The 20,955-nt window shown below is 46.7% G+C and carries 17 protein-coding genes; 11 read left to right on the top strand and 6 right to left on the bottom strand.

From position 1 onward, the window contains the following. The coding region (locus B147_RS32545) for a hypothetical protein (protein ID WP_026259761.1) at nt 1–243 on the top strand (243 nt) is incomplete at its 5' end. 107 nt (nt 244–350) lie between these two features. On the opposite strand, the gene B147_RS29110 is transcribed toward B147_RS32545, so the two are convergent. From B147_RS29110 to B147_RS0120920, 3 genes are all read right to left on the bottom strand, one after another. Then, entirely contained in the window at nt 351–1,103 is a 753-nt protein-coding gene (locus tag B147_RS29110) for a proteasome-type protease (RefSeq protein WP_020589164.1), read from the bottom strand. Nucleotides 1,104–1,368: 265 nt separating this feature from the next. Beyond that, the gene (gene mprF / locus B147_RS0120925) at nt 1,369–3,927 is read right to left on the bottom strand and encodes a bifunctional lysylphosphatidylglycerol flippase/synthetase MprF (RefSeq protein ID WP_020589163.1); all 2,559 of its coding nucleotides are present in this window, start codon (nt 3,925–3,927) and stop codon (nt 1,369–1,371) included. Between the two features lie 181 nt (nt 3,928–4,108). Then, nucleotides 4,109–5,734 carry an NADP-dependent glyceraldehyde-3-phosphate dehydrogenase gene (locus B147_RS0120920; protein ID WP_020589162.1) on the bottom strand — a complete coding sequence of 542 codons (1,626 nt, stop codon included), beginning with the start codon at nt 5,732–5,734 and terminating at the stop codon, nt 4,109–4,111. Nucleotides 5,735–5,915: 181 nt separating this feature from the next. On the opposite strand from B147_RS0120920, the gene carA reads away from it, so the two are divergent. From carA to B147_RS0120880, 8 genes are all read left to right on the top strand, one after another. Next, entirely contained in the window at nt 5,916–7,058 is a 1,143-nt protein-coding gene (carA, locus tag B147_RS0120915) for a glutamine-hydrolyzing carbamoyl-phosphate synthase small subunit (protein WP_020589161.1), read from the top strand. After that, nucleotides 7,045–10,269, top strand: a complete 3,225-nt coding sequence (gene carB / locus B147_RS0120910; protein WP_020589160.1) for a carbamoyl-phosphate synthase large subunit — start codon at nt 7,045–7,047, stop codon at nt 10,267–10,269. Before carA ends, carB begins: the two co-directional genes overlap by 14 nt. Before the next feature lie 18 nt (nt 10,270–10,287). Then, nucleotides 10,288–11,742, top strand: coding sequence for an amidophosphoribosyltransferase (purF, locus tag B147_RS0120905; RefSeq protein ID WP_020589159.1), 1,455 nt, complete (start codon nt 10,288–10,290; stop codon nt 11,740–11,742). An 83-nt stretch (nt 11,743–11,825) separates the two neighbouring features. Further along, nucleotides 11,826–12,821 (top strand): radical SAM protein, encoded by a 996-nt coding sequence (locus B147_RS0120900; protein WP_020589158.1) that lies wholly within the window; start codon nt 11,826–11,828, stop codon nt 12,819–12,821. Between the two features lie 31 nt (nt 12,822–12,852). Beyond that, nucleotides 12,853–14,964 (top strand): acetate--CoA ligase family protein, encoded by a 2,112-nt coding sequence (locus tag B147_RS0120895; RefSeq protein WP_020589157.1) that lies wholly within the window; start codon nt 12,853–12,855, stop codon nt 14,962–14,964. A 317-nt stretch (nt 14,965–15,281) separates the two neighbouring features. After that, nucleotides 15,282–15,698: a DUF1573 domain-containing protein gene (locus B147_RS29105; RefSeq protein ID WP_020589156.1), complete on the top strand. Its 417-nt coding sequence runs from the start codon at nt 15,282–15,284 to the stop codon at nt 15,696–15,698. Between the two features lie 239 nt (nt 15,699–15,937). Further along, nucleotides 15,938–16,558 (top strand): recombination-associated protein RdgC, encoded by a 621-nt coding sequence (gene rdgC / locus B147_RS0120885; RefSeq protein ID WP_020589155.1) that lies wholly within the window; start codon nt 15,938–15,940, stop codon nt 16,556–16,558. Beyond that, nucleotides 16,558–17,088 carry a hypothetical protein gene (locus B147_RS0120880; protein WP_020589154.1) on the top strand — a complete coding sequence of 177 codons (531 nt, stop codon included), beginning with the start codon at nt 16,558–16,560 and terminating at the stop codon, nt 17,086–17,088. The genes rdgC and B147_RS0120880 overlap by 1 nt, the downstream gene beginning before the upstream one ends. A 287-nt stretch (nt 17,089–17,375) precedes the next feature. Here the strand turns inward: B147_RS0120880 and B147_RS30605 are convergent, their stop codons facing one another. From B147_RS30605 to B147_RS0120865, 3 genes are all read right to left on the bottom strand, one after another. Beyond that, on the bottom strand, nt 17,376–17,723 hold the full coding sequence (locus tag B147_RS30605) for a hypothetical protein (protein ID WP_020589153.1): 348 nt from the start codon (nt 17,721–17,723) through the stop codon (nt 17,376–17,378). Beyond that, entirely contained in the window at nt 17,723–18,079 is a 357-nt protein-coding gene (locus tag B147_RS0120870) for a hypothetical protein (RefSeq protein WP_020589152.1), read from the bottom strand. The genes B147_RS30605 and B147_RS0120870 overlap by 1 nt, the downstream gene beginning before the upstream one ends. Before the next feature lie 310 nt (nt 18,080–18,389). Further along, entirely contained in the window at nt 18,390–19,028 is a 639-nt protein-coding gene (locus tag B147_RS0120865) for a hypothetical protein (protein WP_020589151.1), read from the bottom strand. 143 nt (nt 19,029–19,171) lie between these two features. On the opposite strand from B147_RS0120865, the gene B147_RS31890 reads away from it, so the two are divergent. Both B147_RS31890 and B147_RS0120850 read left to right on the top strand, forming a co-directional pair. Beyond that, nucleotides 19,172–19,501 (top strand): hypothetical protein, encoded by a 330-nt coding sequence (locus tag B147_RS31890; RefSeq protein ID WP_157237980.1) that lies wholly within the window; start codon nt 19,172–19,174, stop codon nt 19,499–19,501. A 507-nt stretch (nt 19,502–20,008) separates the two neighbouring features. After that, nucleotides 20,009–20,953 (top strand): ribose-phosphate diphosphokinase, encoded by a 945-nt coding sequence (locus B147_RS0120850; RefSeq protein ID WP_020589149.1) that lies wholly within the window; start codon nt 20,009–20,011, stop codon nt 20,951–20,953. Nucleotides 20,954–20,955 lie beyond the last annotated feature (2 nt).

The raw sequence follows: 20,955 nt of genomic DNA, 5'->3' as shown, positions 1-20,955 counted from the left end.
GGTTGCATCGCTACAGGTACCCTCCAAATACTAGCACTGAACTACAATGAAACGATCTGGCAACGGTATATGGGATGGCTTAGGACCGTGACTTCAAACGTCCCATCAGAAGAGGTGGTTCAATCGGTGATCCAACAAGAATATTACCATAATTTTAGCGCTTTCAGTACTGACGCGATTTATGGCATAATTACGGCAAAGGCCCGCAGGCACCATGAATGTCAGCTTCCACTGGTTGCCTGATTGCTACAAAACTTCAGACTGTCAAGCTCTTCAAGCAAGGCATCATATTTTCTTTTCAACTCATCATAATCGTTGATAGTCATATGGCACCTGATTCATCGTATTCTTCATAGAACCGGATCACTTCCTTTATCACCGGTTACCGCGAGGGCGCTGTCTAAAGGCGGCATGCTTGCAACACTTTCAATCATCCGTTCATTCCAAATCCGATTAACGTCTCTGAGATATTCGCTGTCTTCGGGCAGATGGTAGTATTCACCACCTATAAAGCTGTCAGTGTGGTACAACTGGATATCGATTGGCGGTCCTACGGAAAGATTGCTTCGCATGGTTGAATCCATGGAAATCAGCGAACAAAGTGCAGCCGTATTCAAAGGCGTTTGAGGTGTAATGATGCGGTCCAAAATCGGTTTACCGTATTTGCTTTCACCAATCTGTAAAAACGGCGTCTCCTTGGAGGTGGATATGTGATTACCCTGTGGGTAAATCAATGACAGATGTGGCGGTTTTCCAAAAATCTGGCCGCCGAGAATGAATGTGGCTTCATAGATATTGCCTCCGCCGGATTTTGTCTGCTCTTTAACGCTGAGTTGGCCGATATAATCGGCAGCTTCACTCATGTCCGCCACTGTATTTAGATTGATTATTGCCTGGGTGGAGATATCTTTGGATAATTGTTCAATGACTGCCTGGGTTGTGGCAAGATTGCCGGCTGACAGAATAACAAACTGACGGTTTCCATCCTGTCCGAAGCGAAACATCTTGGAATAGGTATTTATCTGATCGACACCGGCGCTGGTCCGCGAGTCGGAACAGTACGAGATACCTTTATCAACAAGAACTGCAACGCAATACGTCATAACAACTTCCTTTATTTCTGTAACCCTGTTTCACCCATGACCACACGTCACTCATACCTCACTGATAACATAGCTGAAAGTCGTTGTAGAGACAACAGGATTAAGGATGGTGAGGGCCGTTCGATAATTATGGAAAATTAAACCCAATATCGTTCCTTCGCTGTCAGGGGAGCCTGGTTTTCCATAATCAAGCCATTGGTAAATTACTTTCATGTTTTGTCGTGGGTTGGTCTGGGTACTGATAGACCAGGTCGGCCCATGGCCGTTAGTGCAAAAGCAATCCTTTGACACCGCCTGAAATCAGTGACGCAAGATTGGTAAAGACCACCGGCATAGCCAACCCTCCCGGTGCGGCAAGGTAGCGTGGCGACCAGACCGGGTCGAATTTTTCCTTGTATTGCCGCAAGCCATGGAAATTGTATACCGTCTCTCCATGGTTGAACACAAAGGCACCCAGCCTGTTCCAGAACGGTGCCACATGGGAGGCCTCAATCCCGGAAAAAGGTGCCATGCCCAGATTGAACCAGGCATAACCGGCTTCCTTGCTCCAGAGTATAATCGCCGTGAACAGGTAATCCATGATACCGTTGGGCGAACCGGGTGTGAACCGCATGAGATCCACGGAGAGTTCGTGCTTTCCGGCACTTTGCCAGAGATTGGCAAAGGCTTCGATCTTGCCGTCCTTTTCCACGACGGCCACGGGGTTCATGGACAGATACTCCGGACTGAAAAAACCCAGGGAAAATCCTTTTTCCCGGCCGCTTTTTTTTTCAATCCAGGCATCGGAAACGGCCTTGAGCTCTTCCATGCGAAGATAGACCTGCTCCGGTTCAAGAACAGAGAACACGTATCCTGTTTTTTCAAATTTATTTTTGCAGCTTCTCAGGTTTTTCCGTGCATGACCGCCGATGGTGAAGGTTTCAAGGGGAACCCGGGCCTCCTCACCGAGCTTGACCATGGTAAATCCCATATCCAGGTAAATATGGAGCCTTTCATGGCTTATCTGATAAAACACAGGCCATCCTCCGGCCTGATCAGCCAACTCACGGAACCGCCAGATCAGGTCAGGCCACGTCGCCACCGGCCCCACGGGATCACCCATGGACACCCAGCTTTTCCCTTCAATTCCATACATGATAAAGGCGTCTTTGTTCTGGTTCATATTAATCCGCTTGTCGCCCAGAAGGGCCAGGTTGGCCGTGGCGCTTTCCGATCGGCGCACGATGGGCAGGATGTCGTTTTTTAATTCGTCGTCATTGGGAAACCGGGCATTGGGAACGCCGGGTCTCATTAGACGGGCCAGCGCAAAAAACAGCCCCATGACCGACACGCCCAGGGTGGCCCGCATGAAACGGGCCGCATTTCCTTTAAAGGTAAACTGCCACCAAAGGGCGTCTGCATACTCCACATGGCGGTAGGCATAAAATCCCAACCAGGTAGACGACATAAGGATAATCAGGAGGGCTGTGGTCCATCCCGGGCTGAATTTTTGGCTGAATAGGGATGCTTTTCTGTAAAAATGCCTGCGGCTGGGCAACAGGGCTGCCAGTATTACAGTGAGTGCGGCGGCTTCTTCATAATCAAAGCCTTTGACCAGGGAGGCCGCGATGCCCAGAAAAAGCAAAATGACACTCAGCATGTAGGCTGCGTCAAGACGCCGCTGAAGGCCCCGGCCAAGCAGAAGAAGCCCCATGCCGGCGATACTTCCCAGGAAATGGGAAACTTCGATGAAAGGCAGGGAAAAAAACGCCTTCAATTGCTCAACGCGCGACCCCAGAGCAGGCGTTGCCCCGGAAAAAAGCAGGATGGCTCCCCCGATAAGCACAGTGAAGCCGAATACACTGGGTATTATGGGGGAGACCCAGCGATCGAACAGAGCCATCAGTTTTGTGGTGTGTTTTTTTCCGCGGAGCAGCTCCTGTCCTCCAAGAAGAAGCGCTGCAATTCCCAGGGGAATCCAGTAATAAATCACCCGAAAAGCAATCAAAGCGCCCAGGATATGCGGAGCCGGAATCTGTGCAGACAGGGACAGGACCATGAGGGATTCGAACACACCCAGTCCTCCCGGCACCTGGCTGAAAAGCGCCACCAATTGTGAAACCAGGAAAACCGTCAGGAATCCCGGAAGGGACAGATCGCCAAAATGTGAGAGCAGCAGATAGAGAACCATGCCGGCCAGGGTCCAGTCCAAAACACCCAGCACGATCTGAGAAAAGGCGATAAAACGGTCAGGGACGCGGATTTCATGCCCCCTGAAAGAAAACACTTTCTTTCCCCCTAGGGAAAAGGCCAGGTACGCTGAGACGATCGTGATCAGGCACAGGCCAAGAACCCGAATCAACCAGGGACTTACGTGAACGGCGGCACCCAGAAGTCCGGGATTCACCACAAGGGCCAGACCGTTCAAAAACGAAAAACCCAACCATGTGGTAACGGCACAGAACCCGATCACCTTTGCGATATCGAAACTTGAAAGTCCCCATGCCGAATACAGCCTGTAGCGAACCGAAGCGCCTGCGATCATTGACAACCCGATGTTGTTGCTGAAGGCATAACCGGTGAAGGAGGCCAAAGCGATTTTAGGGTAGGGCACTTTTTTATGAATATGCTTCAGTCCAAGGGTATCATAGCCCGTCAAAACACCGTAACTAATAACGGTTAAAAAAAATACGGAAACCCGGATTCCCAGGGGAATACTCCGAAGGGTGGCAATCACGTCTTTGAAATGATACACAGAAAGCTCCCGGTGCATCAGAAAGGCTGCGCCTGCGAACAGTGCCAGGCTGAGAGTCAAACCCAGTAAGGACTTTATCGTGTTTTTCATGGCTTACCGCTTTGCTTTTCAAGGCCGGAGACAAGGGTGTCAACGCGTCTGTTAGAATCTTTTCCCAGGGGGTGTTCTCCTGGAAGCACTACGGATTTTCCCTTGCAAAGGCAGTTATTATTTTCATGTTGACAAAAAACAAGTTCCTATCCTTTGGACGCAAGCGCCGCGAATCAACGGTTCACAAAAGAAAATTCGTAGATAAAAAGCGGGATTTGCGCTCACGCGTAATGGTTGAGATGATGTCCTTGTTGATATCATTGAGTTTTCCGGCCACCAGGGTGCGGATGGAAAAAACCCGGAGGGCGTCGGACATGGACAGGGTGCCTTCAGCTGAATTTTTACGCCCGGTAAAGGGGAAGGTATCCGGTCCCCGCTGACACTGGCTGTTGATGTTGACCCGGCAGACCTGATTCACCAGGGGGTCGATGAGTTCGGCGATATGATCGGGGTCGGTGCCGAAGATGCTGATCTGCTGGCCGTAATCCGAATCCGTCACATACCCCAGGGGTTCTTCAATAGATTTATAGGGAACCACTGGAATCACTGGGCCGAACTGCTCCTCCTTAAAAACGCGCATCTGCGGGGCGACCGGATAGAGCACAGCTGGAAACATGAAGGTCTGATTGACCAGGCCCCCGCTTTCATTGCGGATAGCCGCCCCCCCCTGCTGCGCATCATTGATAAGCTCTTGCAGATAGGCGGTTTTGTTCTCCTCGGGCAGGGGGGTGATCCCCACCCCGTTTTGCCAGGGCAGGCCCGGTTCAAGCTTTTCCACCTCCTGGCAGAGCATGTCCAGAAACGTCTCGGCAATGGATTCATGCACAAACAGAAGTTTCAGGGCCGTACAGCGCTGACCGTTGAATGACAGGGCTCCCAGAAGGCACTCCTTAACCGCCACATCGAGTTTTGCATCCGGCAAAATAATGGCCGGGTTTTTAGCTTCCAGCCCCAGCACACAGCGCAGGCGGTGGGGACGGGGATGCTGCTTCTTGAGGCGATCGCCGACCCGGCTGGTGCCGATAAAGGCCAGCACATCAATGCGGCCCGATTCCATAAGCGGACCTGTAACCATGGCACCCCTGCCGTATACGGTATTGACGACCCCCGGCGGAAAGGCGCTCTGAAATGCCTCAAGCAGGGGACGGTGCAGCAGAACGCCGAGCTTGGGCGGTTTGAAGATGACGGTATTGCCCATGATCAGGGCCGGAATCAGGGTGGTAAAGGTTTCGTTCAAAGGATAGTTAAAAGGCCCCATGCACAGGACCACTCCCAGAGGCGCGCGGCGGATCTGGGCTGCCACCCCCTGGGTGATGTCGAACCGCGATCCGGCCCGGTCCAGATCCTTGAGCGCGTCAATGGTACCGAGGATATAATCCAGGGTGCGGTCAAACTCGTTGCAGGCATCCCGAAAGTTCTTGCCGATTTCCCACATAAGAAGGCGAACGACTTCCCCGCGCTTTTCCTTCATGCGGTAGGCAAACGCTTCCAGATGACGGATGCGGTCTTCCACAGCCAGAGTCGGCCAGTGGCCCCGGCCGCTGTCATAGGCCCGGCCGGCCGCATCCAAAGCGTCCAGAGCCTCCTTTTCCGTAAGCAACGGATAACTGCCTATGCGCTTCTTTTTTAAACCACCGTCCACTGCTAGGCATACGGGCGAAAACACATCCTGCACCGGACCGTCCCAGTGATGAATCTCGCCATTAACCAGAAATTCCCTCTGTTCCAGGGGCTCTGGAATCCGAAACTCTTCCGGGATATTGGATTCTGCGGGAAACAGGCTGACAATCTTTTGTTGATTATTCATGATGCCTCACTTAATTGTTTTATGTAAATAACTGGAGTTCAGGCCATAAAAACCGGCTATATTTATTTTGTATAAACCCCGGGACTTGAAAATTAAAGCTTTTTCATGATATTTAAACAGGTTCCAAATAGATTACGGAACGCTTTTTACATAATATTTTAAGGGACAGGTATTAATCTATATGAAAGCATTGTTAGCCCTGGAAGATGGAAGAACATTTTCCTGCAGAAGTTTTACAGGGCCGGGGGAAGCCCAGGGAGAGGTGGTGTTCAACACCAGCATGACCGGTTACCAGGAAATTTTGACCGACCCGTCCTATTACGGGCAGATGGTCACCATGACCTATCCGCTCATAGGCAACTACGGCGTGTGTCCGGAAGATGTTGAATCAGACCGTATTCATGTGGCAGCCTTCATTGTCAAAGAATACCAGGAGTTTCCAAGTAATTTCAGATCAAAGGGAACCCTTGCCGACTATCTGATAAAATCCCATGTCCTGGGCATTGAGGACCTGGATACCCGTGCCCTGACCCGGCATATCCGAAAATCCGGTGCCATGAGAGCCATGATATCCACCACGGACCTGGACCCTGAATCCCTTGTGGCACGGGCCAAGCAGATTCCTTCCATGGAAGGATCGAACCTGGTTGAATACGTCACAACCCAAAAACCCTATTTCTGGAAAGACAACAACCCGGATTATGTGGATGCCCAAAGCCTTGAAGACCCCTTTATATGGCGCCACAAAGGTAAAAAACATTCTGTGGTGGCCCTGGATTTCGGCATAAAATATAATATTATCCGCTGCCTTGAAAACGCAGGGTGTGAAGTGCTGGTGGTTCCGGCAAAAACCGCTGCCCAGATCATAAAACAACTGAACCCGGACGGTATTTTCCTGTCCAACGGCCCCGGCGACCCGGAACCTTTGACCTCTATCGTAGCAACCATACGCGAACTTCTTGAACACTATCCAGTTTTTGGGATTTGCCTTGGCATGCAGCTTCTCGGTCTTGCCATGGGCGGTAAAACCATGAAGATTAAATTCGGCCACAGGGGCGGCAATCAGCCGGTGAAGAATATGGATACCGGCAAAGTTGAGATCACCTCCCAAAACCACGGGTTTGCTGTGGATCTGAATACCCTTGACAAAAACAAGTGCCACCTGACTCACATCAACCTGAACGAAGACTCCCTGGAAGGGCTTAAGAACGATGCCATCCGGGCGTTTGCAGTCCAGTACCACCCCGAAGCCTCCCCAGGTCCCCATGATGCGGCCTATCTTTTTAACCAGTTTGCAAAAGTGATGGAAAATGCCAAAGCGTAACGACATCCATAAAATTCTGATCATTGGTGCCGGCCCGATCATCATCAGCCAGGCATGCGAGTTTGACTATTCCGGCACCCAGGCCTGCAAGGCCTTGAAGGAAGAAGGATTTGAAGTAGTCCTGATCAACTCTAATCCGGCCACCATCATGACCGACCCTGAAACAGCCGACCGGGTATATGTTGAACCGGTAACCGCTGAAACCCTGTGCAAGGTGATTGAAATTGAGCGGCCCGATGCCGTGCTGCCGACCCTTGGGGGGCAGACTGCGCTTAACACCACCATTGATGCAGCCAAAACAGGGATATTTGAAAAATATAATATTGAACTGATCGGTGCATCCATTGACGCCATCAACAAGGCAGAAGACCGGGAACTGTTCCGGGATGCCATGAATAAGATCGGTTTGAGAATTCCCAAATCCGGGTTTGCCACCAATATGCAGGAGGTGGAAGAGACGGCCCAGCGCATCGGATTTCCCATTATTGTCCGGCCAAGTTTTACCCTTGGCGGAACCGGGGGCGGTGTGGCTTATAATATGGAAGAGCTTGCAAACCTTTCCAAGGCCGGACTTGACGCTTCCCTGATCACCCAGGTGATGCTTGAGGAGTCTGTTCTGGGATGGAAGGAATTTGAGCTTGAGGTGATGCGGGATCACGCGGACAATGTGGTAATCATCTGCTCTATTGAAAACGTTGATGCCATGGGGGTTCATACAGGTGATTCCATTACCGTGGCCCCGGCCCAGACCTTGTCTGACAAAGAATACCAGGCCCTGCGGGATGCCTCCATTGCCATCATCAGGGAAATCGGTGTGGACACGGGCGGTTCCAATGTTCAATTTGCCGTGAACCCGGACAACGGGGAAATTATCGTGGTTGAGATGAACCCCCGGGTATCCAGATCTTCCGCCTTAGCCTCCAAGGCCACGGGCTTTCCCATTGCCAAAATTGCAGCCAAGCTTGCGGTGGGGTATACCCTGGATGAAATCCCCAATGATATCACCGGCGAAACCATGGCCTGCTTTGAACCTTCCATTGATTATTGTGTGGTGAAAATTCCGCGCTGGACCTTTGAAAAATTTCCCGAAACCGACGACATACTCACTACGGCCATGAAATCCGTGGGTGAAACCATGTCCATCGGCAGAACATTTAAGGAAGCACTTCAAAAAGGTATACGGTCACTTGAAATCGGTAGAGCCGGTTTTGGTGGTGACGGAAAAGATCCTGAACCCGGATCAGTGGCAGGTACGGATCTGGAATACAAATTGTCCACCCCAAATTCCCAACGGATTTTTTACATTAAATACGCCATTGAACACGGCATGCCCATCACCATGATCCATGAGCTGACTGCCATTGATCCCTGGTTTCTCTACCAGATGAAACAGATTGTGGACCTTGAAAAACAGTTGAAACTGGCCGGTATGAACCTGCCCAAAGATCTGTTTGAAAAGGCAAAAAAATACGGATTCTCCGACATGCAGTTGGCCTATCTGTCCGGGGGATTGACAGACAAGCAGATCGAACAGAAACGAAAAGACTTAGGCATTGTTCCGGTATATAAACTGGTGGATACCTGTGCGGCAGAATTCAGGGCGGTTACCCCTTACTATTACTCCACCTATGAAAGCGAATGCGAGGCCCGGGTGGCGGACAAGAAAAAGGTAATCATTTTAGGTGGAGGTCCCAACCGCATCGGCCAGGGCATTGAATTTGACTACTGCTGCGTTCATGCCTCCTTTGCGTTAAGGGAAGAAGGGGTGGAATCCATCATGGTCAACTCCAACCCGGAAACGGTCTCCACGGACTATGACACCTCGGACAAGCTCTATTTTGAACCGTTGACCAGGGAAGATGTACTTCACATCGTTGAAAAGGAAAAACCCTTTGGGGTGATTGTCCAATTCGGCGGCCAGACGCCTTTGAACCTAGCCACGGACCTTCAAAAAGCAGGGGTGCCCATCATCGGCACAAGTCCGGAAAGCATTGACCGGGCTGAGGATCGGGATCTGTTTGCGGCCATGCTTAAAAAACTGGACCTGCGCCAACCGGATAACGGCATTGCATATTCCTATGAAGAGGCCGTAAAGGTAGCCAGGGATATCGGATACCCGGTCATGGTTCGTCCCTCCTTTGTTCTGGGCGGCCGGGCCATGAAAATCGTCTATGATGAAAAGGATCTGGAATCCTATTTTGAACTGGCGGTCCAGGCATCTCCGGACAAACCCGTACTCATTGACAAATTCCTGGAAGAAGCTTTTGAACTGGATGTGGACGCCATTTCCGACGGTGAGGATACCGTCATCGGCGGAATGATGGAGCATATTGAAGAGGCCGGCATTCATTCCGGCGATTCCGCTTGTGTACTACCGCCCTATTCCATTGAAGCGCACCATATCAAAGAAATGTCGGATGCGGCCAAAGCCATTGCCAAAGAACTGAATGTCAAGGGTCTGATGAACATCCAGTTCGGGATTATGAATGACACGGTATATATCATTGAGGTTAATCCCAGGGCATCCCGGACCATCCCCTTTGTCTCCAAGGCCATCGGCGTGCCTTTGGCAAAGCTTGCCACCAAGGTCATGCTGGGCAAAACCCTTAAGGAACTTGGCGTAACAAAAGAAGTCATCCCGCCCTATTATTGTGTTAAAGAAGCGGTGATGCCTTTTGACCGCTTTGCCAAGGTGGATCCTGTTCTTGGGCCTGAAATGAAATCCACAGGCGAAGTCATGGGTATTGACAAGGATCTTGGTGCAGCTGTGGCCAAATCCCAGTTTGCTGCCGGACAGAAACTGCCCAAGGAAGGCACTGTATTTATATCTGTCCAGGACAAGGATAAAAAGGCGGCACTGCCTGTGGCTAAACTTTTCCATGACATGGGATTCACCATCATGGCTACCCGGGGAACCGTTACATTCCTGGAAGAGAACAAAATACCCTCCACATTTGTGAAAAAAGTATCCGCAGGCAGGCCCCATGTAGTGGATGCCGTGAAAAACGGTGAAATCCAGCTTATTTTAAATACAGGCGCGTCCAGCCAGACCCAAAGAGACGGCTATGAAATTCGCAGGGCCGCCATTAAATATAAAATACCCTATGCCACGACCACGGACGGGGCCCGGGCCATCAGCCTGGCTATCCAGGCCATGAAAAAAGAAAATTTAACAGTCAAGCCGCTCCAGCATTATCACAAAGAGAACTAAATTATTGGATAACCAGAAATGAATACCATCCACCCAAATTGTAAAACTTGCCCCGTTTTCACGCCAAGTGAACGCCCTAAAGATGAATGTGGGGTTTTTGGCCTTTATAAACACCCGGAAGCGGCGAAAATCACCTATTTCGGGCTTTATGCACTCCAGCACAGAGGGCAGGAAAGCGCGGGCATCTCCGTGAACCGGGGGGTCAACGACAAAATTTTCTCCCATAAAGGCATGGGGCTTGTACCTGAAATTTTCAATATGGAAGACCTTGAACGCATTGAAGGCGGATCTGCCATCGGCCATGTCCGTTACTCCACTACGGGTGATTCCGTTCTGGCCAATGCCCAGCCTTTTGTGGTCAACCACCGGCACCGCTCCTATGCCCTGGCCCACAACGGTAATCTGGTCAACGCCCACATCATCAGAGAAGAACTTGAAGAAAAGGGCTCCATCTTTCAGACCACCATGGATTCGGAAGTGTTTTTGCATCTGTTCATCAAAAACCTGATAAAGGGTGACTATGAATCAGCCGTATTAAAGGCGGCCTCAAAGGTCGAAGGGGCCTATTCCATGATTCTGCTCACCTGTAAGGGTGAAATCATCGGCATGAAAGACCCCAACGGATTCAGGCCCCTGGCTCTGGGAAAATTGAACGGGCATTATGTACTGGCGTCTGAAACCTGTGCCTTTGACCTGATCCAGGCCGAATTCATCCGGGAACTGGACCCCGGTGAAATCGTTATTATTAATGAAGACGGTATCAAAAGTATTAAACATCCCAATGCGGCTGCCAAAAAATCGTTATGCATATTTGAATATATCTATTTTGCCCGGCCCGACTCCACCATTGACGGCAAAAACGTTTATGAAATGCGAAAGGCACATGGCAGGCGCCTGGCCCAGGAATCCCATGTGGATGCAGATATAGTCATGCCGTTTCCAGACTCCGGCAACTATGCGGCCATCGGCTATGCCTCAGAATCTGGCATCCCCTTTGAAATGGGCATGATACGCAATCACTATGTGGGGAGAAGTTTCATTCAGCCCACCCAGTCCATGCGGGATTTTGCCGTGCGGGTGAAGCTGAATCCGGTACGGGAACTGATCAAAGGTAAAGATATTATCATTGTTGAAGATTCCATTATCCGGGGCACCACAGCCAAAACCCGTGTTAAAGCACTAAAGGAGTTGGGTGCCGGAAAAATACACATGCGGGTATCCTGCCCCCCCCATAAGTTTCCCTGTTACTACGGCATTGATTTTTCATCCAAGGGAGAGTTGATTGCGGCCCAGAAACCTTTAGATGAACTGACTGAGTACCTTGGACTGGATTCCCTGCATTACCTGTCCATTGAAGGCATGCTGGAAGCTTCCGGGGTGAATGATCCCGAAGCCAATTTCTGCAAGGCCTGTTTTGACGGTACCTATCCCGTGCCTTTTGATCCTAATTTTACCAAGCAGTGTATGGGTTAACAGGTGTCAAGGAACTGGAAACAAGAGGACGAAGCGCCGTTGGCGCCCATTTTATAATCCATTAGCCAGACTAGCCAATAAAAGTGAAAAAACAAACCGTTGCGTTTTCAAGACAGAGTACCAATCTGTTCTTCCACATACTGACCCGGTGCAATCTGCGCTGTGCCCATTGCTATATCAACCGGGACCAGCACGGGAGCAACACCCTTTCCCTGGACACGATTAGAGATTGGCTCGGCATTTTTTCTGCCAAAGCAAAGGATACCAATCTTATTCTTCTAGGGGGTGAGCCCACCCTCCATCCGGATCTTGCTTCAGTCGTATCCATTGCCGGTTCCATGGGATTTAAATCCATCACCATTGATACCAACGGTTTTTTATTTCACAACATTCTGGACAAAATAACACCGAATCAGATTGACTTTTTTTCATTCTCCCTGGACGGTGTCAGCAAAGAGACCAATGATACCATCAGGGGAGAAGGCTGTTTTGATGCCGTCATGTCCGGTATCAGCAAGGCTGTGGAAAAAGGGTTCACCTGCTCAATGATCTATACGGTCTCTGAAAAAAATATTCATGAGGTCACACAGCTGCCTGAATTGGTAAAGGGCCTTGGGATTTCTCGGTTTTTTATCCAGGTGGTGGGTTTGCGGGGAGAAACGGAAAACACAGATGCCAGACACCAGGTATCCAAATCAATCTGGCAGGAGACCATTCCAAAAACCGCGGAAAAGATTGCAGAACAGGGAATTATCGTTACCTACCCTAAGGTGTTTCTTACCCATGACGAAACCTTTGAATGTGCTGCCAATGTGGCGGACAACTATTTTATATTCCCCAACGGACGGGTGTACCAATGTCCTTTATGCGAAGATTTTCCCTTTCATTCTTATGAAATAATGAACAACACGCTTACACCCCGTCCCAAAATAAATGAAACAAATTTTTTCTCTTTGCAGATTCCCGAAGGTTGTGTAATGAATAAATTAATACAGCCGGGAAATCTGTCCTATGATGATAACCAATTCCCCCGCTATAAAATCGCCTGTTGTATGCTCAAGGAAGAACTGCAGCCTTAATACATAATACATAAAAAAAGGATACAGTGCAGTGAAAAAGTATCCGTTAGATTTCAACCAAAGTGCCAAGCTTTTGTCCCAATATGGCATTTTGCCCTCCGGAAAACAGGTCTTTTGTCTTGAAGATGCGTTAAAAACCGCTGGAGCTATCGGTTATCCGGTGGTTGTCAAAGCGGTTTGTGAAAAAATCATTCATAAATCCGACCAGGGCGCTGTACGGCTGAATCTGAAAAATCCAGATGAAGTTACATCCGCAGTAAAATCAATCGAAAAACTCATGGGCCGTTTCTCCAGGGAAAAAAATGAGGGTCTGCTTGTCCAAAAAATGGTGGATAAAGGATTTGAACTTCTCGTGGGTGCCAGACAGGACCCGGGGTTTGGTCCCATAACCATGGTGGGTGTCGGTGGCATTTTTGTGGAACTGTTTTCAGATGCGGCGCCGGGAATCGGTATACTTACCCGCCGGGATGTGGAACGTATGCTGAAAAAAACCCGGGCCGGTAAGGTGTTAGACGGGTTCCGGGGCCAGGTATATGACAGGGAAGCCATCATCGACCTGACCATTCGCGTATCCGGATTAATGGCGGAAAATCCTGACATCTGCGAGCTGGATTTAAACCCGGTTATTGTTTATGAAAACGGATATGCCATTGTAGATACACGACTGATAAGGGATCCTGATTTTGTGGCACCGTCCTGGCGGCGGATCAGTGACTGGAAGCGCAAAAGTGTGGATGCCGTTTTTAATGCCGAATCCGTAGCCGTTGTAGGTGCTTCCCGGCCAGGTACCCAGGGCGGGGTTATTCTTAAAAACTGCATGAAAATCGAAAAACTTTATCCGGTTCACCCTGAACTGAAAACCATCCATGGACTGACCTGTTATCAAAATCTTGACGACCTGCCAGAGGTTCCGGATATCTGCGTATTTGCGGTGAATTCAGAAAAGACCGTCTTAATTTTTGAGCAATTTTGCAAGTTGGGCGGTAAAGGCGCCATTATTTTCAGTGACGGATTTGCAGAAATAGGCCGCTTGGATCTGAAAGAAAAGCTTATAAACTTAAGCGAAACCTATAAAGTGGCATTCATCGGCCCCAACTGTATGGGAGTGATTGATAATTTTTCAGGGCTGAACACCAACTATATTCCGGTACAGCGGTCTGTTCCCGTTACCCCGTCCAATTGCCTGGGCGTTATATCCCAAAGCGGCGGCATTGGCCTTGAGCTGCTTGAAATGCTGGGTGCGGACCGCCAAAATCTGGGAAAATGGGTATCCATCGGAAACGCCGCGGTATGTGGGGTGCCTGAAATACTGTCCCACATGGGGGATGATCCCAGAATTAAAATTATCGCCGTCTATCTGGAAGGTGTGGCCGACGGACTGAAATTGCTGCAGGTGGGAAAAACGGTGGCAAAGAAAAAACCCGTGTTGATTATTAAAGGCGGCATGGGAGGCGGGGCCCAGGCAGCCTTATCTCATACGGCATCCCTTGCCGGTTCCCATGAGGCATTCAGGGCCTGCTGTGACCAAGCCGGTTTTTATCTTATTGAAGAACTTACAGAGGATCCGAAAATCATAGTTAATATACTGTCCATTCTCACCAGCCAGCCCAAAACATATGGTAACCGGATTGCAGTGGTCAGTGTAGGGGGCGGGGCCGGTATTCTTCTGGCGGATCAGGTTACGCAAGAAGGAATGGCCCTGGCGCAATTTACCTGTGAAACCAAACAAAAACTTAAAAAACTGATTGAAAAAGATCTGAAACCGGATCTGTCGGCAGTAAAAGACAAAATATTGAGCAATTTAGGCAGCAACCCCATTGATCTTCTGGGTAACTGCCGGGATGAACGGCTCCTTGAAGCCATTAGAATTGTGGACAAGGATCCCAATACGGATGTGATTATCGCAGCCATCTACCTGCAGGTTCCCCTTTTAAGCGAGTACCTGCCCGAGCGGCTGGTGGAGCTTAAACAGGAACTGACCAAGCCTTTGATTGTATCTCCCAGGGGATTTTCCGAATATGTGGACCGTTGCAGAACCTTTATGGCGGACAGGAAACTGCATACCTATACCGTACCCATGATTAAACCCTTGCGCATTGCCCTGGATATCTGGAAAAAATATAAAATGAACTTTCTGGATTAATGATCCAACGTTGATAAACGATTTCTTTTATCTTATTATTGATGCCTGATTTATGGATAGGCACTGATGAACAATCACTACCTGATTTTTCTAACGGCCATGGGCCGACCGGGTCTATCTACACCCGGACTTCGGCCCACAACAAAAATAGAAAGAATCCAGTTAGTTGCTGGAGACTTTCATATAAAAAACTCATTTAAATATAGAAACTTCTTTTATGTATCATTTTTTTGGCTTCACCTGAGTGTATACGAAAATTTACCCGTGGGGTAGATTGGCTTGCAAATAGTATAAAAAAAGCATGTAAAGGAGAATCTATGTCTAAGCAATTCAAAAATGATAACAACATAAAAAATGTATCAATCAAAATCATTTTTGCAGTCTGTATTGTGTGGATGGCTGCAACAGGCATGTCATATGCCGGTGCAGATATTATGGTAGAGGAACCCATATTTTCATTTGGCAACGTAACCGAAGGAACACAGGTCACCCATGACTTTATTATTAATAATCCCGGGGATAGTGTATTATCCATCGTGCGAGTTGTTACGTCATGCGGTTGCACAGTTGCCGATTATCCAAAAACCGTTGCCCCGGGAGGAATAGGCATTATACATGTTAAAGCTGACACCTCGGGCTATGGCGGCAGGTCATTCAAGCGGAAACTCATAGTCCGAACAGATGCACCTGGAAAAGAGTCCGTCAGACTCCAGATAGAAGGGGTCGTGGAATAATTTTTTTTTACGAGACGCAAAAAAAATTTTTATATGAAAGATCTGTGTAACCTACACAGATCTTTTAATATTCGTTGTGGGCTGAGTCTGGGTCTCGATAGACCAGATCAGCCCATGGCTGTTATATGAAAGCCTCCAGCAAGTAACTGGATTCTTTCTATCTTTGTTGTGGGCCGAAGCCTGGGTGTAAATAGACCAAGGACGGCCCATAACTTTTATATTTAACAAGAGGAGTTACTATGGGATTGATATCTTCCACCCATTCCATCAGCCGTTATTATATTGATGGTGAATTTCCTGACGGTGCTGCAGAAGGTGTCCGCCGGGGACTGATTGAAAACGCCATCCCTGAAATTGAAAACGAATACGATGAAATTTCAGCCGGATGGACCCCACTTGAAACCCCGTACAATCCGAATTTTGAATCAGCTTCATTTCTATTCGGCACCTATTTTGCGTTTTCCCTGCGCATTGATAAAAAATCAATCCCAGCCAAACTGGTTCAAAAACATATGGCCATTGAAACGGAGAAAAAAAAGAAAGAGAGCGGCAGACCCTTTATTTCAAAAAATGAAAAAGCTGAAATAAAGGAGATGGTCATTGATATTCTGATGCATAAAACACCATTCATTCCAAATATTTATGATGTGTTATGGGATTATGAAGATAAGAACCTAATTTTGTTTTCAACCCAAAAAGCGGCAAATGAACTATTTGAAACTCTGTTTTTCAAATCCTTTGACCATAAACCCATCAAAATATTTCCCTATACAATCGTAGAAAAGCTGGGCAATTTTTCAAATGATAAAAAAGACAGGGCGTTGGCGCTGTCGCCCTTAAATATGAAGAAAGGTGCATAATGCTGGATATAGCTACTGCTTACAATAAATATGGATTTTTAGGCAACGAATTTTTAACCTGGATCTGGTACCTGGTTGAAACGGACCAGGATATTACAGCCCTGTCAAGTTCAAAAGATCCGGTAACCTTTGAAATTGGAAATTCCATCAGTCTTGAAAACAATCTGGGAGATAAATCAAAGGAAAAAATTACCATTAAAGGTGATCAGGCCGGCCTTGAAGAAGGGACCACCGCCCTTAAAAAAGGGGCATGGGTAACAGACATGAACCTGATCTGCAGGATAGGCGAAGAAGAGTATAAATTTTCCATCAAAGGTGAAAGCTTCAATATCACCGGTTTAAAAACACCAACCATTGACACATCCGCATCAGAGGATGAAATAGAGGGCCTTATTATTGAAAAAACCTTTTTAATCATGAAGGTTATCAAAGTTATTGACACCCTGTTTTTAAAATTCATCGAGAAAAGAATTTCAGATGACTGGAATACATCGGATCTAAATGCTATCAGGGATTGGATTCAATCCTGATAAAAAATTGTTTAAAAAGCCTGTTTTATGTACCCTTAAAAACAGGCTTTCAGTAACTTGTATTTTTAAAAATCTTTTATTCAACCTAAAAGCTCAAACTCATCAAAAATTTAACGACATACATAAGGGGCGGCGGATTCGTGGCAAGAACCATGAATAACCAAAACACTTAATGCGCAGTACAATCTTCAAAAACGGCTCTGTGTTCACCGTCCCTATACAAACACACTCTTGCTTATGCAATTAATAGCATAAAATTGGAACGGTAATGACTATTCAAAAGCAAATTATTTGTAAGGATGTGCCATTGCTTTAAGAGTCGTGGTATATACAGTTCCAACAAATCCATAGCTCCATGATTCCTGAACCTGAATGTCTGTTATGTAATCGCCTTTAGCTTGATCAATCAACATTTGATGTGCTCTTTCATGGCGGCTATTGATTTGGATAGGTATGAAAAGTAAAAGTTGAAACCCACTTGCTGTAGCTGAAATCTCTCTCCCCTTGCTAAAATCTACATTTTTATGACCAGCTTGGGCTTGGGAAGAGCTTAATTTTATCGGTTGTCCAGCACAGCCAGAAAACAGGATTAAACTAATAAGAATAACTAAAAGCGTATTTAATTTTATTTTCATTACTTAACCTCCTTAATAGCTTCACCTGAAATAGTGACTGTTCTTGCAGTGCCAAGGATCCACCAGAACCATGATTCTTCATAAGTTACATCTATAAGTGAAGTCGCTCCAGGTGATTTAGATAGTGCATCCTCATAAGCTCTATTAACACGAGAATTGAGTGCCATTGGGACAACATAGTATGCGGTACCTGCAACACCAAGAGAACCTGTTGCAGAACCTGATACTTTGCCAAGTTTTTCATATTTAACCGGCGGTTCTGGAGCTATCAGTTCAAATTTAGAAGCACAACCCGTCAAAAATAAAAAAGATGAAAGAATAATCGTAACATAAAAAACTATAGAATATCGCAACATAAAAGGACTCCTTTAAATTAAAATTCATATTTTCGAAAGGTATAACTACACATTCTCCGACAAAATCACCTCCTTAAGGTTTTACTTTCATAGAACGGCCACGGGCCGTCCTTGGTCTATCTACATATAGGCTTCGGCCACAACAAAGGTAGAAAGAATCCAGTTAGTTGCTGGAGACTTTCATATAAACCTTGTAAATAAGCGGCAGCAACTTTGTCTTTTTCAGCCAGAAACCTTGAAGATGAATATAGCAAGAAACTCGATAACCGCCCGTGGTTGCTGTCCGACTTGATTGTCTGGTTATGTTTTATTAACTTGAATCAGCCCCGGATATTTTTACTGTAGTACCTCCTGAAATAAAACCATCATCTTTCATTTGCTTTAAGACATTCCGATACATATTTTTCCTAACTTCAGGAAGTACGGAAAAATTTTTTACTGGAAAAACAAACAACATTGGCAACCATTGAACTAATGTTGAGGTGTCCGACAAGACATATTCTTTGCTGTGTCCTTGTCTATTTTTCGCTACGGCTCTAACTTCGAAATTGTCTGTTGCAAATGAGGGGATAGTATAGAGGCTTAAGCCTGTAATGAATGCCGGAATCATAGCTGCTGGGTTGCCCGTATTTTTGATTGTGACAGAGAGATTAAGATCTGCTTCTTCATCATTCTTTGAAATACGACTAAAATAATTAGACTTTTCCAATGTTTGCAATAATTCCCCAGCAATTATGTTCTGGACGTGCTCAGGTAAATTACCTGTACTAAAAAGCCCTCCCATTGCGTTAATATCATATGAAATCGAAGGTTTCGGCTCATCCATTTCCGCTATTGGAATTAGATGGGTTTCTGGCACATTCCCTCCCTCAAACACTGCACAACCAGATACTATTAGGATTAATGATAGCAGCAGTAGAAACCTTACGATATTTTGGTGCAGTTTCATTAGGTTACTCCATTGTTTATAGTTACTTATTTAAAATCACCATTATTGGAATGGTTAAACATTCCCTGTCAAAAATTGCAACAGTCAATTAAATAAATGCACCTATACAATTTCCCTTGGTCTGCCAAAAGTTTGGTTAAAGTATGCACATCAAAACAACTTTAAAATCGGCTTTTTTAGAAGACGACTATATTATCCCGATTGACGGAACACAATATTTTCAGTCAGAGAGCGTCAATTGTCCTTCATACTTGGAGAAAAAACACCGCAATGGAACCGTCAGTTACTCCCATCAAGCTCTCTGTGCCGCTGTTGCCCATCCAGACAAGCGTCAAGTACTTCCATTAGCACCTGAACCCATAAAGAATACCGATGGTAGCAAAAAGCAGGATTGTGAAATCAATGCCGGAAAACGGATACTGCATTCGAACGGATCACCCCAAGCTGAGCCGGCAGGGCCAAATGGAAAATGAAAACTTCAACAGCTTGAAAAATCAAGGATATCATGCTGAACACAATTTCGGGCACAACAAGTATTTTCGTCTCAGATCACGAACATTATCAAAGTTATTGACACCCTGTTTTAAAACTTATCGAAAAAAAAATTTTAACTAACTGGAATACCTAAGATTTAAAAGATATCAGGGTATGAACGCAAACCTGATGATAAATTGTTCAAAAAATCTGTTTTATGGACCCTTAAAAAAACAGGCTTCCAATACCCTGTATTTTTGAAAAATTTTTATTCCGAATTTTAAACAAAATAAATAAAATAATATCGTATATAATCAAATAATTATATCAATAATAAACATTTAAATGTTGGTTATTATTACTATTAGTTTTTTTAAATTAATATTTAATATATTCATTCTGTAATAAAAAAATATATGCTTGTCTCTCATCCTCTGTCTCTTGTTTCTTGGCCGTTAAACTGATATTAAAAAACGCGAATTAAAACTCCCTTCAGGAAAATTAAAATGACAGACAATTTAAAAATATTCTCCGGTGGATCCAATCCGGATCTGGCAACGGAAATCTGTAAGCATATCGGAATCCCCTTAAGTCCCATGGAAACGTCCCGGTTTTCAAATGACAATTTATTTGTTCAAATTAAAGAAAGTGTCAGGGAAGAGGATGTATTCGTGGTCCAGTCCTTAACTACACCTGTCAGTGATCACCTCATGGAGCTGATGATTACCCTGGATGCTTTGCGCAGCGCATCTGCCAAGCGGATTACTGCTGTCATCCCCTATTATTCATATGCCCGCTCCGATAAAAAAGATGCCCCAAGAATTTCCATTGCAGCCCGCCTGGTGGCGGATCTTTTGAAAACTGCCGGGGCAGACCGGGTATTGACGATGGACCTGCACGCCGATGCCGTGCATGGATTTTTCAGCATACCCGTGGATCATTTAACCGCCATGCCCACAATCTGTGATTATTTTGCAGGATTACTGGATTTTTCAAAGGTGGTGGTTGTGGCCACGGATGCCGGCGGGGCTAAAAGGGCCGGCCGGTTTGCCAAACGTCTGGACACCTCCCTTGCCATTATTGACAAACGTCGACTCAGCGATTCTAACGTTCAGCAGGGACTTGTTGTGGGTAATGTTAAGGGTCTGGATGCCATTGTTTTTGACGATGAAATATCCACAGGAGGAACCCTGGTGAGCACCGTTGATACCTTAAAACAGGCAGGTGCTGCTAATATTTATGTGGGTGCGACCCACCCGGTTCTTTGCGGCCGGGCTGTTGAAAATTTAAGTAAAACCGCCATATCCGGGATCGTGGTCACCAACACGGTGCATATCCCTGCAGAAAAACAGTTTCCCCAGCTGAAATCCTTGTCCGTGGCACCACTTTTTGCCCGGGCCATTAAACATATCCATACAGGGGAGAGTGTGTCAGCGCTTTTTAAACCGTAACA

The organism is Desulfobacter curvatus DSM 3379 (genome assembly GCF_000373985.1).
Lineage (GTDB): Bacteria > Desulfobacterota > Desulfobacteria > Desulfobacterales > Desulfobacteraceae > Desulfobacter > Desulfobacter curvatus.
The sequence above is the reverse complement of the archived record's forward strand: the minus strand, read 5'-3'. Positions and strand labels throughout refer to the sequence as shown.

Excerpts from the sequence above, each read along its gene's own strand:
- carA (WP_020589161.1), top strand. The coding sequence starts at position 5,916 with ATGAAAGCATTGTTAGCCCTGGAAGATGGAAGAACATTTTCCTGCAGA.
- B147_RS29105 (WP_020589156.1), top strand. The coding sequence starts at position 15,282 with ATGTCTAAGCAATTCAAAAATGATAACAACATAAAAAATGTATCAATC.
- B147_RS31890 (WP_157237980.1), top strand. The coding sequence starts at position 19,172 with ATGCACATCAAAACAACTTTAAAATCGGCTTTTTTAGAAGACGACTAT.
- B147_RS0120870 (WP_020589152.1), bottom strand. The coding sequence starts at position 18,079 with ATGTTGCGATATTCTATAGTTTTTTATGTTACGATTATTCTTTCATCT.
- B147_RS29110 (WP_020589164.1), bottom strand. The coding sequence starts at position 1,103 with ATGACGTATTGCGTTGCAGTTCTTGTTGATAAAGGTATCTCGTACTGT.
- carB (WP_020589160.1), top strand. The coding sequence starts at position 7,045 with ATGCCAAAGCGTAACGACATCCATAAAATTCTGATCATTGGTGCCGGC.
- rdgC (WP_020589155.1), top strand. The coding sequence starts at position 15,938 with ATGGGATTGATATCTTCCACCCATTCCATCAGCCGTTATTATATTGAT.
- B147_RS0120850 (WP_020589149.1), top strand. The coding sequence starts at position 20,009 with ATGACAGACAATTTAAAAATATTCTCCGGTGGATCCAATCCGGATCTG.
- B147_RS0120880 (WP_020589154.1), top strand. The coding sequence starts at position 16,558 with ATGCTGGATATAGCTACTGCTTACAATAAATATGGATTTTTAGGCAAC.
- mprF (WP_020589163.1), bottom strand. The coding sequence starts at position 3,927 with ATGAAAAACACGATAAAGTCCTTACTGGGTTTGACTCTCAGCCTGGCA.
- B147_RS30605 (WP_020589153.1), bottom strand. The coding sequence starts at position 17,723 with ATGAAAATAAAATTAAATACGCTTTTAGTTATTCTTATTAGTTTAATC.
- B147_RS0120920 (WP_020589162.1), bottom strand. The coding sequence starts at position 5,734 with ATGAATAATCAACAAAAGATTGTCAGCCTGTTTCCCGCAGAATCCAAT.
- B147_RS0120865 (WP_020589151.1), bottom strand. The coding sequence starts at position 19,028 with ATGAAACTGCACCAAAATATCGTAAGGTTTCTACTGCTGCTATCATTA.
- purF (WP_020589159.1), top strand. The coding sequence starts at position 10,288 with ATGAATACCATCCACCCAAATTGTAAAACTTGCCCCGTTTTCACGCCA.